14 protein-coding genes and 1 tRNA gene are annotated in these 16,522 nt (G+C 46.1%); 5 read left to right on the top strand and 10 right to left on the bottom strand.

Annotated elements, in window-relative coordinates; translation table 11 throughout:
• Window positions 1–87 precede the first annotated feature (87 nt).
• Together purL and VIC_RS10320 are read left to right on the top strand one after the other, a co-directional pair.
• Entirely contained in the window at window positions 88–3,984 is a 3,897-nt protein-coding gene (gene purL / locus VIC_RS10325) for a phosphoribosylformylglycinamidine synthase (RefSeq protein ID WP_006959613.1), read from the top strand.
• 167 nt (window positions 3,985–4,151) lie between these two features.
• Window positions 4,152–4,502 carry a DUF3622 domain-containing protein gene (locus tag VIC_RS10320; RefSeq protein WP_006959612.1) on the top strand — a complete coding sequence of 117 codons (351 nt, stop codon included), beginning with the start codon at window positions 4,152–4,154 and terminating at the stop codon, window positions 4,500–4,502.
• 58 nt (window positions 4,503–4,560) lie between these two features.
• Here VIC_RS10320 and VIC_RS10315 read toward each other — a convergent pair whose 3' ends face one another.
• From VIC_RS10315 to purM, 5 genes are all read right to left on the bottom strand, one after another.
• On the bottom strand, window positions 4,561–4,752 hold the full coding sequence (locus VIC_RS10315; protein ID WP_006959611.1) for a DUF4250 domain-containing protein: 192 nt from the start codon (window positions 4,750–4,752) through the stop codon (window positions 4,561–4,563).
• Entirely contained in the window at window positions 4,752–4,958 is a 207-nt protein-coding gene (locus VIC_RS10310; RefSeq protein ID WP_006959610.1) for a YaeP family protein, read from the bottom strand. Before VIC_RS10310 ends, VIC_RS10315 begins: the two co-directional genes overlap by 1 nt.
• 126 nt (window positions 4,959–5,084) lie before the next feature.
• Window positions 5,085–5,735, bottom strand: coding sequence for a tellurite resistance TerB family protein (locus tag VIC_RS10305; protein WP_006959609.1), 651 nt, complete (start codon window positions 5,733–5,735; stop codon window positions 5,085–5,087).
• Between the two features lie 116 nt (window positions 5,736–5,851).
• Window positions 5,852–6,493: a phosphoribosylglycinamide formyltransferase gene (gene purN / locus VIC_RS10300; protein ID WP_006959608.1), complete on the bottom strand. Its 642-nt coding sequence runs from the start codon at window positions 6,491–6,493 to the stop codon at window positions 5,852–5,854.
• Window positions 6,494–6,496: 3 nt separating this feature from the next.
• Window positions 6,497–7,537 (bottom strand): phosphoribosylformylglycinamidine cyclo-ligase, encoded by a 1,041-nt coding sequence (gene purM, locus VIC_RS10295; protein WP_006959607.1) that lies wholly within the window; start codon window positions 7,535–7,537, stop codon window positions 6,497–6,499.
• Window positions 7,538–7,715: 178 nt separating this feature from the next.
• On the opposite strand from purM, the gene upp reads away from it, so the two are divergent.
• On the top strand, window positions 7,716–8,342 hold the full coding sequence (gene upp / locus VIC_RS10290) for a uracil phosphoribosyltransferase (protein ID WP_019275559.1): 627 nt from the start codon (window positions 7,716–7,718) through the stop codon (window positions 8,340–8,342).
• Window positions 8,343–8,412: 70 nt separating this feature from the next.
• Here the strand turns inward: upp and rluF are convergent, their stop codons facing one another.
• From rluF to VIC_RS26280, 3 genes are all read right to left on the bottom strand, one after another.
• On the bottom strand, window positions 8,413–9,447 hold the full coding sequence (rluF, locus tag VIC_RS10285) for a 23S rRNA pseudouridine(2604) synthase RluF (protein WP_006959605.1): 1,035 nt from the start codon (window positions 9,445–9,447) through the stop codon (window positions 8,413–8,415).
• 128 nt (window positions 9,448–9,575) lie between these two features.
• Entirely contained in the window at window positions 9,576–10,157 is a 582-nt protein-coding gene (gene smrA / locus VIC_RS10280; RefSeq protein ID WP_006959604.1) for a DNA endonuclease SmrA, read from the bottom strand.
• Between the two features lie 156 nt (window positions 10,158–10,313).
• Window positions 10,314–10,454 (bottom strand): DUF3149 domain-containing protein, encoded by a 141-nt coding sequence (locus tag VIC_RS26280; RefSeq protein WP_006959603.1) that lies wholly within the window; start codon window positions 10,452–10,454, stop codon window positions 10,314–10,316.
• Window positions 10,455–10,716: 262 nt separating this feature from the next.
• Here VIC_RS26280 and VIC_RS10270 point away from each other — a divergent pair.
• Window positions 10,717–10,793: transfer RNA gene (locus VIC_RS10270), tRNA-Pro, on the top strand.
• Window positions 10,794–10,971: 178 nt separating this feature from the next.
• On the opposite strand, the gene VIC_RS10265 is transcribed toward VIC_RS10270, so the two are convergent.
• Complete coding sequence (locus VIC_RS10265) at window positions 10,972–11,841, bottom strand: TraB/GumN family protein (RefSeq protein WP_039951726.1); 870 nt, start codon at window positions 11,839–11,841, stop codon at window positions 10,972–10,974.
• Between the two features lie 402 nt (window positions 11,842–12,243).
• On the opposite strand from VIC_RS10265, the gene VIC_RS10260 reads away from it, so the two are divergent.
• Complete coding sequence (locus VIC_RS10260) at window positions 12,244–14,895, top strand: beta-N-acetylhexosaminidase (protein WP_006959600.1); 2,652 nt, start codon at window positions 12,244–12,246, stop codon at window positions 14,893–14,895.
• A gap of 73 nt (window positions 14,896–14,968) precedes the next feature.
• On the opposite strand, the gene VIC_RS10255 is transcribed toward VIC_RS10260, so the two are convergent.
• The gene (locus VIC_RS10255) at window positions 14,969–16,360 is read right to left on the bottom strand and encodes a peptide MFS transporter (RefSeq protein WP_006959599.1); all 1,392 of its coding nucleotides are present in this window, start codon (window positions 16,358–16,360) and stop codon (window positions 14,969–14,971) included.
• Window positions 16,361–16,522 lie beyond the last annotated feature (162 nt).

The raw sequence follows: 16,522 nt of genomic DNA, 5'->3' as shown, positions 1-16,522 counted from the left end.
TTAGGGAATAGCTTCGAAGTAAAACAGTCTAACCCACTGAATTTATTCCAATATCACCTTAATCAATTGCATAAGAGACCTAAGCACATGAGAATTTTGCGTGGCTCCCCAGCTCTTTCTGAGTTTCGTGTTAACAAGCTTCTAGAGCTTTGTCGTGAATTAAGCTTACCTGTAACAGGTATTTACGCTGAGTTTGCTCACTTTGCTGAATTATCAGCAGATCTTGATTCTCAAGAAGTTGAGAAGTTGGAAAAGCTCCTAACTTACGGTCCTACAATTGAAGAGCACGAGCCTGCAGGTCTTCTTCTACTTGCTACTCCTCGCCCTGGCACTATCTCGCCTTGGTCTTCAAAATCGACTGACATTGCTAATAACTGTGGTCTAGATAAAGTCGTTCGTCTAGAGCGTGGTACGGCTTACTACATCGAAACACCAGCAGAACTTTCTGAGCTTCAACTCGTTGAGCTAAAGGCGATCCTTCACGATCGTATGATGGAAGTAGTTTTCACAGATTTTGACTCTGCCGCTGCACTTTTCCAAGTTGCGGAACCAGCACCAGTTGCTGATGTTGATCTACTTAATGGCGGCCGCGCTGCGCTTGAAAACGCAAACGTTACCCTAGGTCTTGCACTTGCTGATGACGAAATTGAATACCTTTACGATGCGTTCGTAAACAAGCTAGACCGTAACCCAACTGACATCGAGCTCATGATGTTTGCACAAGCGAACTCAGAGCACTGTCGTCACAAGATCTTCAATGCAGACTGGACTATCGACGGTGTTAAGCAAGAAAAGTCTCTGTTCAAGATGATCAAGAATACCTTCGAAACCACACCAGAAAATGTACTGTCTGCTTACAAAGATAACGCAGCGGTAATGGTAGGTTCAGATGTAGGTCGTTTCTTCCCGAACCCAGAAACTCGCCAGTACGGTTACAATCAAGAGAAAGCGCACATCCTAATGAAGGTGGAAACGCACAACCACCCAACGGCTATCTCTCCTTGGCCGGGCGCATCTACTGGCTCTGGTGGTGAAATCCGCGACGAAGGCGCAACAGGTATTGGCGGTAAGCCAAAAGCCGGTCTAGTTGGTTTCACGACATCTAACCTACGTATTCCTGGTTTTGAACAGCCATGGGAAACAGACTTCGGTAAGCCGGGTCGCATCGTTAACGCACTAGATATCATGCTCGAAGGCCCACTTGGTGGCGCGGCGTTCAACAACGAATTTGGTCGTCCAAACTTACTGGGTTACTTCCGTACTTACGAAGAAAAAGTGAACTCTCACGCCGGTGAAGAGGTTCGTGGTTACCACAAGCCAATCATGATTGCTGGTGGTATGGGTAACATCCGTGACGAGCACGTGCAGAAGAAAGAGATCCCAGTCGGTGCAAGCCTAATCGTTCTTGGTGGTCCTGCAATGAACATCGGCCTTGGTGGCGGTGCAGCATCTTCAATGGCGTCTGGTCAATCCGCAGAAGATTTAGACTTTGCTTCAGTACAGCGTGAGAACCCAGAGATGGAGCGTCGCTGTCAGGAAGTGATCGACCGTTGTTGGCAACTTGGCGATGCTAACCCAATTGCGTTCATCCATGATGTGGGCGCGGGCGGTATCTCTAACGCACTTCCAGAGCTTGTAGACGATGGCGAACGTGGTGGTATCTTCCAACTGCGTGACGTACCAAACGACGAACCAGGCATGAGCCCACTTGAGATCTGGTGTAACGAATCTCAAGAGCGTTACGTAATGGCAGTTGCGCCAGAGAACATGGAAGTATTCGACGCAATCTGTAAGCGTGAGCGTGCACCATACGCAGTAGTCGGTGTTGCAACAGAAGAGCGCGATCTGAAACTAGAAGATTCACACTTCGACAACACGCCAATCGACATGCCAATGGACGTACTTCTAGGCAAGACGCCTAAGATGCACCGTGATGCAAAAACGCTAAAAGCGAACAACCCAGCAGTAAACCGTGACGGCATTGAGCTCAACGAAGCAGCAGATCGCGTTCTACGTCTTCCAACGGTTGCAGAAAAAACATTCCTAATCACGATCGGTGACCGCACGGTGACTGGTCTTGTTGCGCGTGACCAAATGGTTGGCCCGTGGCAGGTTCCAGTAGCAAACTGCGCAGTAACCGCAGCAAGCTACGACACTTATCACGGTGAAGCGATGTCGATGGGTGAGCGTACACCAGTTGCCCTACTAGACTTTGGTGCTTCAGCTCGTCTGGCTGTTGGTGAGGCAATCACGAACATCGCTGCGACAAACATCGGTGATATCAAACACATTAAACTGTCTGCAAACTGGATGTCTCCAGCAGGTCACCCAGGTGAAGATGCAGGTCTTTACGAAGCGGTTAAAGCGGTGGGTGAAGAGCTATGTCCAGCACTTGGCCTAACGATCCCTGTGGGTAAAGACTCAATGTCGATGAAGACCAAGTGGGAAGAGAATGGCGAGCAGAAAGAAGTTACTTCGCCACTATCTCTGATCATCACTGCGTTTGCTCGTGTTGAAGATGTTCGTAAGACAATCACTCCGCAATTACGCACAGACAAAGGTGACACGTCACTGGTTCTTATCGATCTAGGTAACGGTCAAAACCGTCTAGGCGCAACAGCACTAGCACAGGTTTACAAGCAGCTTGGTGACAAGCCAGCAGACGTAGACAACGCAGCACAACTAAAAGGTTTCTACGAAGGCGTTCAAGCACTTGTTGCGAACGACCAAGTAGTGGCATACCACGATAAGGGTGATGGCGGTCTATTCGCTACGCTTGCTGAGATGGCATTCGCAGGTCACTGTGGTGTTAAAGCGGACATCGCTGACCTAGGTGATGACGCACTAGCAGCGCTATTTAACGAAGAGCTAGGAGCAGTACTTCAGGTTAAGAATGATGATCTAGACGCTGTATTTTCAACGCTAGCTGCGAACGGCCTTGAAGCATGTTCACACGTTATCGGTTCTGTTGAAGCGTCAGACGAGCTAGTCATCACTTCTGGTGACACAGTGGTTCTAGAGCGTAACCGTACTGAACTACGTACTATCTGGGCTGAGACAACGCACAAGATGCAAGGTCTACGTGATAACCCAGCATGTGCTGACCAAGAGCACGAAGCGAAGAAAGACAACTCAGATCCAGGTCTGAACGTGAAACTAAGCTTTGATGTGAACGAAGATATTGCAGCGCCATATATCGCGAAAGGCGCTAAGCCTAAGATGGCAATCCTACGTGAGCAGGGCGTTAACTCTCACGTTGAGATGGCAGCAGCGTTCGACCGTGCAGGCTTTGAAGCGACTGATATCCATATGAGCGATATCCTAACGGGTCAAGCTGTTCTTGAAGAGTACCAAGGCCTAGTGGCTTGTGGCGGTTTCTCTTACGGTGACGTACTAGGTGCGGGTGAAGGTTGGGCGAAGTCTATCTTGTTCAACGAGCAAGCTCGTAACCAGTTCGAAGGCTTCTTCCTGCGCGAAGATACGTTCTCTCTAGGTGTGTGTAACGGCTGTCAGATGCTATCGAACCTGAAAGAGCTAATCCCGGGTGCAGACCTATGGCCACGCTTCGTTCGTAACGAATCTGAGCGTTTTGAAGCTCGGTTCAGCCTAGTGGAAGTGCAGAAGTCTGATTCTGTCTTCTTTGACGGTATGGAAGGTTCTCGTATGCCAATCGCAGTGTCTCACGGTGAAGGCCGCGTAGAAGTACGCGATGCAGACCACCTAGCGGCGATTGAAGCATCAGGAACGGTTGCAGTGCGTTACGTGGACAACCACGGTAATGCAACTCAACAATACCCGAACAACCCGAACGGTTCACCAAACGCAATCACAGGTCTAACGACTCAAGATGGCCGCGTGACTATCATGATGCCGCACCCAGAGCGTGTATTCCGCACAGTGGCGAACTCTTGGTCTCCAGAAGGCTGGGGCGAGAATGGCGCTTGGATGCGCATGTTCCAAAACGCACGTAAGAACATCGGTTAATCGACTTTAATCGTCACTACAAAGTAAACGCGCAGATCGTAAGGTCTGCGCTTTTTTATTTGTTGAAAAATCTATAGCCAAGGGCTCTTTTTTGCGCTCTAATACCGCGCTTGCCAAGGGATGGCTAAATCCCTCAATACTCCATTAGAATCCCTTAGGAAATGAATATGTCGAACAACAAAAAATTTGCCATTCGTGTGACTGAAAAGCGTAACGGTTGGTGTGCAGAAATTACTCGCCAAGTGACTTCACGTAAAACATCTGTATCTAAGCGAGAAGCAGGCTTTGAAACAGAAGCTCTAGCGCAAGAATGGGCGGACAAAGAGCTAGCTGGTTTTATTCAAAACCAAGCGGCACGTAACGAACGAAAAGGCGAAGCACGTAAAGTTCGTGTTGAACGTGAAGAGCGCCTAGCGCAAGAAGCCGCTGAAAAGAAAGCACGTTACGAAGAAGCGAAGCGCGCAGCCGCAGCGCAAGCTGAATTAGATGATGAAGATGACTTTTTCGACGAAGAGTAATCACTTCTAATAAAAAACCGCCTGCTTAGGCGGTTTTTTGTATCCGATAACGCTTTGATTAGCGAAATTGTCCTGCTTCTGGTAGGAAATCAAAACCTGCGGAAGCGAGTTTAGTCTCCAGTGCTGACTTATCGATATCAAAATACGTCGCCAGCTTATCTAAATCACCACCAAAGTCATCTCGTAGTTTCATGTTGACGATGCTCATCAGCATTATTGGATCCATCGTCTCAAAGTTCGCCAAGTTCATTATTTATCCTCGAAATCTGAAATCAGCAGATTCGCTGCGGCAAACGCCGCTTTGTCTCTTACATGTTGCGGTAGACTAGTATCCGCCGCAATATCGTTTAACGCTCGTAGTGAACAAGTAATCGCTTTAGGCACATAGGCTTGGTCGCCACTGCCGATTTGCGCGTAGAGCTCGCGGACTAAGTCGCAGCAATCATATACTTTCATGTTGTTAACCTAATAATTAAATGAGAACTGCTCTCAAATATACACAGGCTGTCAATGAAACTCAAAGCAGCTGTTTGTTCTGGCTCAAACTCTAGGCTGAGCTGCTGGATCTTTATTCGCTTTGGCTTAGTTTTGCAGTTGTTGTTCAAGCTGCAAAGTCACTTCTGGTGCTAGTTGTAACTGCTTGGCTAACTCCTGCAAATAGGTTTTCTCCATGAAATTCTGTTCATCGACAACAATTAGAGACGCGAGATAAATCTCTGAAGCTTGTTGTGGTGATTGAGCGAGCCGAGCAATTTCGCTTGGATCGAGAGGTTTGTTTAGCTCATTGTGTAGCATGGTCTGTAACCCAGCATCCGCACCTGCTTTTTTCAGCGTGGATTCTATGCGCTGCATTTCTTCTGCATCGACATGACCATCAGCTTTTGCAGCAGCAATCATAGCTTTGATGATGAGCTCGTTATGAATAGCATCGTGGGCATTAAAATCTTCTTGTGATGAAGCGGTACTTTGTTTGCCCTGCCAGTTATTGTAAACGGTATAAGCCAGTGCCCCTAAAGCCGCCGCACCACCAATTTTGAGTGCATTTTTGCCGACCTTTTTGCCAAGTTTTTTACTTTTTTTAGACCCCATGAGTAGGTTGACTAAGCCACCACCCACAGCGCCTGCTCCAAGGGACTTTAGCGTGTTCGAACCGGACTGTTGCTGCACTTTTTGTTGACCCTGACGAACAAGGTCTGAGTTTAACGCTTGATTTAATAAACCTTTCAAATCCATTCCGGACCTCCTTAGTTTTGTTCAGACTAAATCAGGTGAGATGAATAGAAGATTAATACGTGATAACAAAAAGGCGAGCATTCAGCTCGCCTTTTCATATATTGTTTTCCGAAATGTTATTCTTGGGCGTACCCATGAGTTCCCAGTAGCTTGCCATCAAGATAAGCTTCCTTCTCATCTTTCATTACCAAACGTTCTTCAACTAGCCACTGTACGACCAGAGGATAAATCTTATGTTCTTGCGTTTGAACACGTTCGGTTAATGTCTCAACTGTATCTTCATCGAAGATAGGCACTTTAGCCTGTAGGATTACCGGCCCACCATCCAGTTGTTCAGTAACAAAGTGAACACTGGTGCCGTGTTCTTCATCTCCGGCATGAATGGCTCGCTGGTATGTGTTCAGGCCTGGGTATTTCGGTAGTAGAGAAGGGTGGATATTGATCATTCGACCTCTGTAGTGGCGAACGAATTCGCCACTTAAGATGCGCATGTAACCCGCGAGTACAATGACATCTGGCTTGTATTCATCAATCTGCTTCATCAATTCATGATCAAACGCGTCGCGTGTATCGAATGATTTCGGATCCAAAGAGTGTGCGGCTGCACCTGCTTTCTTAGCACGCTCTAAGCCATAAGCTGTTGCTTTGTTTGAAAAAACAGCGGTCACTCGGCCAGTACTGATCTTGGTTTCACAAGCATCAATAATCGCCTGTAAGTTCGAACCATTTCCTGAAACTAAAACAACAATACTCTTCATAATTTATTTGATCTCTACTTGTTCTTCATCTGCACTTGCATTGGCGATTTCACCAATAATCCATGCTTTCTCGCCTTCTGCTTCAAGCAACGCCACTGCCGCGTTTGCTTGTTCTTTTGGCAGCGCAATCACTAGACCAACACCACAGTTGAATGTGCGGTACATTTCATGAGTGGTCACATTGCCTTTTTCTTGCAGCCAGTTGAAGATCACCGGCCATTCCCAGCTATTGCCATCGATAACGGCTTTGGTGCCTTCAGGCAGGACACGAGGAATATTTTCCCAGAAACCACCGCCAGTGATGTGAGAAATGGCATGGATATCATGCGCTTCAATCATTTTAAGCGCAGATTTAATGTAAATTTTTGTTGGCTCTAGTAAGTGCTCACCAATAGTACGACCCGCTAACTCTTCGTTTTTATCCGCGCCTGATATTTCGAGAATCTTACGAATGAGTGAATAGCCATTTGAGTGAGGACCACTTGAACCTACCGCGATAAGCGCATCACCTGCCGCGACTTTGCTGCCATCGATAACGTCTTCTTTTTCAACTACGCCGACACAGAATCCCGCGACGTCATAATCTTCGCCTTCGTACATGCCAGGCATTTCAGCGGTTTCACCACCAATTAGAGCACAGCCAGCTTGAATACAACCATCTGCAATGCCAGTAACGACGTCGGCAGCAGTGTCTACATCCAGCTTGCCAGTTGCGTAATAATCTAGGAAGAATAGCGGCTCAGCACCTTGAACAATCAAGTCATTAACGCACATAGCGACAAGATCGACGCCGATGGTGTCATGTTTGTTCATATCCAGTGCAAGGCGTAGTTTTGTACCAACACCATCAGTACCTGAGACAAGTACCGGCTGCTTATATTTTGTTGGTAGCTCGCACAAAGCACCAAAACCACCAATACCACCCATTACTTCTGGGCGACGAGTACGTTTAACGGCACCTTTGATGCGGTCTACTAGTGCGTTACCTGCATCGATATCTACGCCAGCGTCTTTATAGCTAAGAGAAGTGTTATCAGCACTCACAAGGAAGTCCTCAGTTTGAAAGTTGGATATGAAATCGGCGCTATTCTAACAGCGGACAAACCAATATAGCAAACGTTTGCGCTGGTTTTTTCTTTTGTTCTATCGCAAGAAATTGAGAACGAAATCGTTTATAATCTGAAGGTTTGTTTAAAAATCACCTATGTATCCGGAGATGGAAATGAAAGTTGTTGAAGTAAAACACCCTCTTGTTAAACACAAACTTGGTCTAATGAGAGAAGGTGAGATCAGCACTAAGCGCTTTCGTGAGCTAGCAACTGAAGTTGGTAGCCTACTGACTTACGAAGCAACTGCAGACTTTGAAACTGAGAAAGTAACCATTGAAGGTTGGAATGGTCCAGTAGAAGTAGACCAGATTAAAGGCAAGAAAGTAACGGTTGTGCCAATCCTGCGTGCAGGTCTTGGTATGATGGATGGTGTTCTTGAGCATATGCCAAGCGCTCGTATTAGTGTTGTTGGTATCTACCGCGATGAAGAAACACTAGAGCCAGTACCATACTTTAACAAGCTTGCTTCAAACATGGATGAGCGTATTGCTCTGGTTGTTGACCCAATGCTAGCTACTGGTGGTTCGATGATCGCTACGATCGATTTGCTGAAAGAGAAAGGCTGTAAGTCTATCAAGGTTCTTGTGCTTGTTGCTGCTCCAGAAGGTATTGAAGCGCTAGAAAAAGCACACCCAGATGTTGAACTGTTCACTGCGGCTATCGATGAGAAGCTAAACGACAAAGGCTACATCGTTCCTGGTCTTGGTGATGCAGGCGATAAGATCTTCGGTACAGTATAAATCGAAGATTGAAAGAAAATTATAAAGGGAGCCATTGGCTCCCTTTTTATGATCATGTTGCGCTAAACGACTATTTCTTCAAACTTAATGTACCGCCTGTACGAGGCTTGTTTGATGGTCGCTGAGCGGGCTTATCTGACTTTGGCTTGTAGACGCTTTTGCCTTTATTGGTGCTCGGTTTAGATTTGGAATCGGATTTTCCTCCCCGCCCTTTTTTAGAATTAGGAGCATGGCGAAATTCTTCGGCATTTTTGCCCTTGAAGGTGCGCTGCTTTTGATTACGGCGAGCTTTCGACTCCTGATTTTCTTCACGACTGTCGAATAGTTTGGCGTCAGTTGCTTTGCGAATGTTGCGACCACGTGCATCCACTTTTGAGGCGTCTTCCGTTCCACTCGATGACTCACACATAGCGAGAATTTCTCCGATCTCGTCGTCGCTTAGGTAGCGCCACTGACCGTTCGGGATTCCATCGAGGGTGATATTCATAATGCGAACGCGACGAAGCTTGAATACTTCGTAACCCAGAGCTTCACACATACGACGAATTTGTCGGTTCAGGCCCTGAGTGAGGACAATGCGGAAAGAGAACTTTGTTTCTTTACTGACTTTACACGGAAGCGTTGTGGTATCGAGGATATCCACACCCGAGCTCATTTTTTTGATGAACTGTTCAGTAATGGGTTTATCGACACGGACAACATACTCTTTTTCGTGATTGTTGCCGGCACGGAGAATCTTGTTGACGATATCACCGTCATTGGTCAGAAAGATCAAGCCATCAGATGGTTTGTCTAGACGACCGATAGGAAAGATACGCTTCTTGTGGCCAATGAAATCAACAATGTTGCCGGGAATATCACGTTCAGTGGTACAGGTGATGCCAGTCGGCTTATTCAAAGCGATATAAACAGGCTTGTCTGTTACGGCGCTGATCGGCTTATCATCAACGCAAACATCGTCGCCCGGTAGAACTTTAGTCCCCATTTCAGGGACTTTGCCATTAATCGTGACACGACCCTGTTCAATCAGGCGGTCGGCTTCGCGGCGTGAGCAAAAGCCCGTCTCACTAATGAATTTGTTTAAGCGTTTGGCATCTTGTGACATGTTGTTCTCTCTAACGTTTCACAACGGCATTAATCTAAAAATGAAAAAGCAGCCCGTTAGGCTGCCTGAACATTCTAGCACTGTTATGCCATCTGAGTAAGTTTAATATTACTTAGAAGATATCTTGGTTAACCAAGACGCTTTTGATGACGTTCTCGGTTTTCGAGTTTCTTATCTGAACTTTTGCGCAGCATGACATAAACGGCGCCGCTGCCACCATGAAAGCGCTGTGCACTATGAACGCATTGTACGTCGCGAATTTGTTCTAACCATTGTGCTACATAGCTTTTCATTAGGGCTGGTGGATTAGATTTCTCACCACGGCCGTGAACGATGACGACCGTTCTGATATCCATTTTTATGCACTGTTTGAGGAATTTAACCACTTCATCCCGAGCTTCCTTCAAGGTGCGGCGGTGCAAATCAAGACGGGCTTGGATGGGGTATTTGCCCAAGCGTAACTTTCGGTAGACGCCTTCCTGAACACCATCTCGCTTAAACTCGATGAGGTCTTCAGGCTTCAGCATGGGAGCATGGTCTACTGACAAATATTCTGGGTCATCTTCGGTTAACCAGATAGCAGCTTCGCGTTTAGCAAGCTGTGCTTCAGTGACCTTATGGTGTTTTTTATGTTCGGTTGTATCTTGTTTGATTGGTGTTACGTCACCCATCATTTCTTGGAACAAAGCGAAATCATCATCGTGAGACATAACTGCATCTCAGAGTAGGGAATCGGTAAACTTATTATACCTATGACAGCCAATAATGGTGCAGAGATTTAGGTTACTGGAAATAAAAAACCGAAGTAGACAGAGAATCTACTTCGGTGCATAGCGATACTCTATTCGAAAATAGGGCTAAGCGATCTAGTGAGGAGATTTGTCGTTCATTACTTTGTATATGAAGTAACCGCCATAAAAAAGCATAAGACCTAAAGCCCCAAAGATGACTAGCATTGAAGATAGTCCAACTGCATTACCAAACAGGAGATTCAGCCAAAAGTCCATGTTTCCTCCAAATCCAAAATAGTGATGACATGGATTAAATTAATAGACGGTTACAATACCGGCACTGATCTGGATCAATTGTATGGTTTTGGTTGCGTATTTGTTTCTTGTGCTGTGTTTGTGCTCACATTTTATCACCCATTGGTGGTGTTTTAGTCAAACAAGCCTAAATGTAAAAAAACTTAGTAAAATGGCTTGCGTTAACGATCAGAATCCGTAATATACGCCTTCGTTGACGGGCAATCAGCTCGAAGAAACATCTCGGTGAATAGCGCAGCTTGGTAGCGCATCTGGTTTGGGACCAGAGGGTCGGGGGTTCGAATCCCTCTTCACCGACCACATTAAGAAAGCCTGCTTCTAAAGCAGGCTTTCGTCATTTTAGAGCATGGATAACAGGATTAGAACCCGAGTGAGGTTCGTCTGATGTTAGAGCCTGGCTCTTCACGAGCATATATAAGAAAGCCCGCTATTTGAGCGGGCTTTTCTCTTTTCAACAGCAAACTTATTGCTACAACGACTAATACTCAAATTCACAGTTCGCGGCCTTACTCTGCGAAAGCTGTGAGATCTTAAAACCGCTGTCTTTGAGCAAGTTCAAAACACTTTGCTCACCAATCAGATGTAATGCACCGACAACCATCACGTAAGAGCCCTTGCGTTTGGGGGACCAACTTGGTTCTGACATTTGTTTCGCCCAGTCGATATTTCTCTGGGTCATAAAACTCTGTTGAAACTCTGGAGACACTTCTGTCAGGCTGGCGAATTCATTCAACTTATCCAAATCACCCGCTTTCCAACTTTCTATCAGGCAGTGAGTGGCATCTTCTGAGTGGTCAAACTCTTCAATAGCGCTAACCAATAGCTCTTTACCCGCTTCTTTTTGTCCTGTAAGTAAATCAATCTGAAACTGAATCGACTCCAAACTAATAACGGGAATGTCTTGGAGAGTAGCTTTGTACATCAAATGAGTATCGATGCCATAAGCTGCCTGGTAGCCGAGGTACTCGATTTGTTTCATCTGTAATGCGAGCGCGGTTGCCCATGGCGGGGACAGCATCAACTGTTGTTGGTCCATGTTAAGTAGATTAGCTATCCCTTTAAGCTCGCTTTGCTGTGCAGGGCTCAGGACATCTTTGGTCTGTAATGTTACAGGCGGGTAGCTGACCCCTTGTGTTTTGCGTATGTCTGTTTCCATGATTAACCCGTCACTGGACTTAAGCCGTTCAGTGATAGTTTGAGGCAGTGGGTACATGCTTTCATCTCCGACATGCACTGAACCCAGAATTAAATAGTTGAGTTTCCCCTTCTGAGCCTGCCAGTAGAGAGGTTCTGCTACAGAGGAGGTTGAGATGGCCAGAGTCAGAAACAGTAGACAAAATTTATACATAGGGTCTGTCGCCTTACGGAAAATTTGTTGAAATGGTTAGGTTTTGACGTGGTTTAACGAGAGCAAACTGCGTCTAAAATCACACTTTTCTATTTTACATCCTAGCTTAGCGTAATCGGATGATTGCTGTCTTGTGATCTAAGTCCTAATTCATTTGTTGTTGTTATGAATAGGTGCGATCAAATTCTCAGTAATACCGTCAAATGATTTGTGTTGATTTTAACGTAGATTGTAAGTTTTTGTTTTTAAATATCATTTTGTTTTTATAAATCTTGAGTTTTGAACACGATCACTTTCACTAGAGTTTAATTTTACGACTAAAAATAAATCGAGATATGTTGTTTCTATTCTTAGTTTTCGAGCTGACTTTTTCGGCTCTATTTACGTATTGGGGTAAGTAAGATGTTTAAACAAAGTCTGATCGCGGTATCGGTTGTCGCATCACTAGCAGGTTGCTCTGCATTTCAATCTAATGAGCAAAGTGTTGTTAATTCGCTCGCCAGTAATCTTGATATTCAATATGAAGTGTTGACTAACCACGGCGCAAATGAAGGTCTTGCATGTCAAGACATGGGCGCTGAGTGGGCGTCTTGTAACAAAGTAAACATGACGCTAGTTAACCAAGGTGAAGCGGTTGACTCTAAAGATTGGGCTATTTACTTCCACAGCATTCGTCTGATTTTGGATGTTGAAAACGATCAGTTCAAAATCTCTCGCGTAACGGGTGACCTACACAAATTAGAACCAACAGATAAGTTTGATGGTTTTGCTGCGGGTGAAGAGGTTGTGCTTCCTCTTGTTGCTGAATACTGGCAGCTATTTGAAACTGACTTCATGCCAGGCGCGTTCGTTGCAGCACCAAATGCAGAGCCTAAGATGATCGCTTCTCTTAACACAGAAGATGTTGCATCTTTCGTGACGGGCCTTGAGGGTAACAACCTAAAACGTACGCCAGATGACAACAACGTATTTGCAAACGCGGTGTCTCGTTTCGAGAAGAACGAAGACCTAGCAAAACAAGACGTATCAACCACGTTACTACCAACGCCAATGTCTGTTGAAGCAGGTAAAGGTACGGTAGATATCGCGGCGGGTATTGCGCTGCCTAAAGACGCATTCGATGCGACTCAATACGCAGCAATTCAAGATCGTGCAGAAGTGGTAGGTGTGGATGTTCAAGGCTCCCTTCCTGTAAGCATCACTGTTGTTCCTGCAGACTTCACCGGTGAATTAGCAAAATCTGGTGCTTACGAAATGAGCATCAAAGGCGACGGTATTGCGATTAAAGCGTTTGACCAAGCAGGTGCTTTCTACGCAGTACAATCTATCTTTGGCCTGGTAGATAGCCAAAATGCTGATTCTCTACCACAACTGTCTATTAAAGATGCACCGCGTTTTGATTACCGTGGCGTGATGGTAGACGTGGCTCGTAACTTCCACTCTAAAGACGCAATCCTTGCAACGCTTGACCAAATGGCAGCGTACAAGATGAACAAACTACACCTTCACCTAACAGATGATGAAGGCTGGCGTTTAGAAATCCCGGGTCTGCCTGAGCTGACTGAAGTGGGTGCTAACCGTTGTTTCGATTTGGAAGAGAAAAGCTGTTTACTGCCTCAGCTTGGCTCAGGTGCAACATCAGACAACTTTGGTTCTGGCTTCTTCAGCAAAGCAGACTACGTGGACATCTTGGAGTACGCGAAAGCGCGTAACATCGAAGTGATTCCTGAATTCGATATGCCAGCACACGCTCGTGCAGCAGTGGTATCAATGGAAGCACGTTACGACCGCCTAATGGAAGAAGGCAAAGAAGCAGAGGCAAACGAATACCGCCTGATGGATCCTCAAGATACATCGAACGTAACCACGGTTCAGTTCTATAACAAGCAAAGCTTCATCAACCCATGTATGGAATCTTCAACTCGCTTTGTTGATAAAGTGATTTCAGAAGTAGCAGCAATGCACCAAGAAGCGGGCACGCCACTAACAACATGGCATTTCGGGGGTGACGAAGCGAAAAACATCAAGCTAGGCGCTGGTTTCCAAGATGTGAACGGTGAAGACAAAGTAAGCTGGAAGGGTACGATTGACCTGTCTAAACAAGACAAGCCATTCGCACAATCTCCACAATGTCAGACGCTAATTGCAGACGGTACGGTAAGCGACTTTGCCCACCTACCAAGCCACTTCGCAGAAGAAGTGTCTAAGATTGTGGCAGAGAAGGGCATTGCAAACTTCCAAGCTTGGCAAGATGGTCTTAAATACAGCGAAGGTGAGAAAGCGTTCGCAACAGAAAACACACGTGTTAACTTCTGGGACGTTCTATACTGGGGTGGCACATCATCAGTGTACGAGTGGTCTAAGAAAGGTTACGAGGTGATTGTTTCTAACCCAGACTACGTGTACATGGACATGCCATACGAAGTTGACCCGAAAGAGCGTGGCTACTACTGGGCAACGCGTGCAACAGACACTCGTAAGATGTTTGGTTTTGCACCAGAGAACATGCCTCAGAACGCAGAAACTTCTGTAGACCGCGATGGCAACGGCTTTACTGGTAAAGGTGAAATCGAAGCGAAACCTTTCTACGGTCTATCAGCACAGCTTTGGTCTGAGACTGTACGTAACGATGAGCAGTACGAGTACATGGTATTCCCTCGCGTACTAGCGGCGGCTGAGCGTGCATGGCACCGTGCGGACTGGGAAAACGACTACAAAGTGGGTGTTGAATATTCGCAAAACTCTAACTTAGTGGACAAAGCGGCACTGAACCAAGACTACAATCGCTTTGCCAATGTACTTGGCCAACGTGAACTGGCTAAGCTAGAGAAAGCGGGTATCGACTACCGCCTACCTGTACCAGGTGCGAAAGTAGAAGATGGAACGCTTTCAATGAACGTTCAGTTCCCTGGTGTGAAGCTTCAATACTCTCTAGACGGCAAGAACTGGCTAACTTACGCAGACAGTGCTCGTCCAAGTGTGAAAGGTGAAGTGTTTATCCGCTCTGTATCTGCGACAGGCGAGAAAACCAGCCGTGTGACTAGTGTGAAGTAATTTTCGCGGGAAAAGGAAACAAAAAAACGCCCGACCACTGATTGGCCGGGCGTTTTTATATCTGAAGCGGCGATTAAGCGACTTGAGTTTGCTGCTCTTCTATTTGCTCAGCATTGCTGATTGGCGATTCTGCGCCGTGCATCCATCGAACCAGTGTGTTTGAGTACAAGAGCAAAATGATACCAGATATGATCGCGGTTACCGCGATGCCACTAAAGATAGCGAATGCGCCAAGTTCGCCAACATGTGAGCCAACATAGCCAGCAACATAGTTAGCAATCGCATTACAGCCGAACCACGCGCCCATCATCAGAGAGGCCAGACGGAGTGGGGCTAACTTAGTCACTAATGACAAACCGATTGGAGACAAGCAAAGCTCACCGAGGGTATGGAAGAAGAAAGCGCCAACTAGCCATAGCATGGAGGTTTTGACAGTGGTGTCGCCACCTTGCTCCATCACGGCTCCGACCATACATAGGAAGCCAAGTGCGAGGAAGAACATAGCGAGAGCGAATTTGACTGGTGAGTTAGGTTCACGTTTCCCCAGCTTAACCCAAAGCACTGCAAGCAAGGGAGCAAGCGTAATGATGAAAAATGGGTTGAGAGACTGGAACCAAGCAGCAGGCACTTCGAAACCGCCGATCATACGATCTGTGTACTGCTGAGTGTAGATGTTCATCAGGCCACCCGCTTGTTCAAAACCAGCCCAGAAGACAATCGTGAACAGACTCATCACTAAAATAACTTTGATGCGGTCAAATTCTTCTTTCGTCAGAGGCTCTTTCTTAGAGGATTTTTTGATTGCCAAATCTCTCTTAGCTGCAGGCTCGCGGCCAATGTCACCAAGCCATGACTGCGCAAGACTCATCTGCATAACCAGGCTAATAAGCATACCGATACCCGCGACAATAAAGCCAGATTTCCAACCAAATTCATCGGTAACAGAACCTGCAATGACGCCCGCTAGCAGCGCACCTAAGTTGATGCCCATGTAGAAAATGGTAAACGCACCATCGCGACGATTGTCACCTTCCTGATACAGGTCACCCACCATCGTTGAGATGTTTGGCTTAAATAGGCCATTACCCGCAATTAAAAGCGCAAGGCCGAGGTAAAAGGTGTGTACAGTACCTAGCCCCAACATATCTGCTGGCATGGCTAAGGTGAATTGGCCGACGGCCATTAAAGCGCCACCAATAAGAATAGAACGGCGTTGTCCGAGGTAGTTATCGGCTAGCCATCCGCCAATAAGTGGAGTGATGTAAACGAGTCCAGTATAGATGCCGTAGAGATCCAAAGCATCTTTAGTCGACCAGCCTAAACCACCGTCAAGTGTTGCATCGGTAAGGTAAAGAACAAGGATTGCACGCATTGCATAGTAGGAAAAACGCTCCCAAAGCTCGGTACCGAACAAAAGGAACAAGCCACGAGGGTGGCCAAAAAATTGTTGATGTTGGTTTGTCATAAGTATTACTAATAATTGTTATTAAAGAATTTTATTTGTTGTTACGTATACTCCTTAGTGGATATATCTGCAATGACTTGAGTTATAAGTTTTATTTATGGTTTGAGTTTAAGTTGCTGATATAAAAGAGATATTTTTCTGGATTGTTTAAAAAATAACGTG

Source organism: Vibrio coralliilyticus ATCC BAA-450 (assembly GCF_000176135.1).
Taxonomy (GTDB): Bacteria; Pseudomonadota; Gammaproteobacteria; order Enterobacterales; family Vibrionaceae; genus Vibrio; species Vibrio coralliilyticus.
The sequence above is the reverse complement of the archived record's forward strand: the minus strand, read 5'-3'. Positions and strand labels throughout refer to the sequence as shown.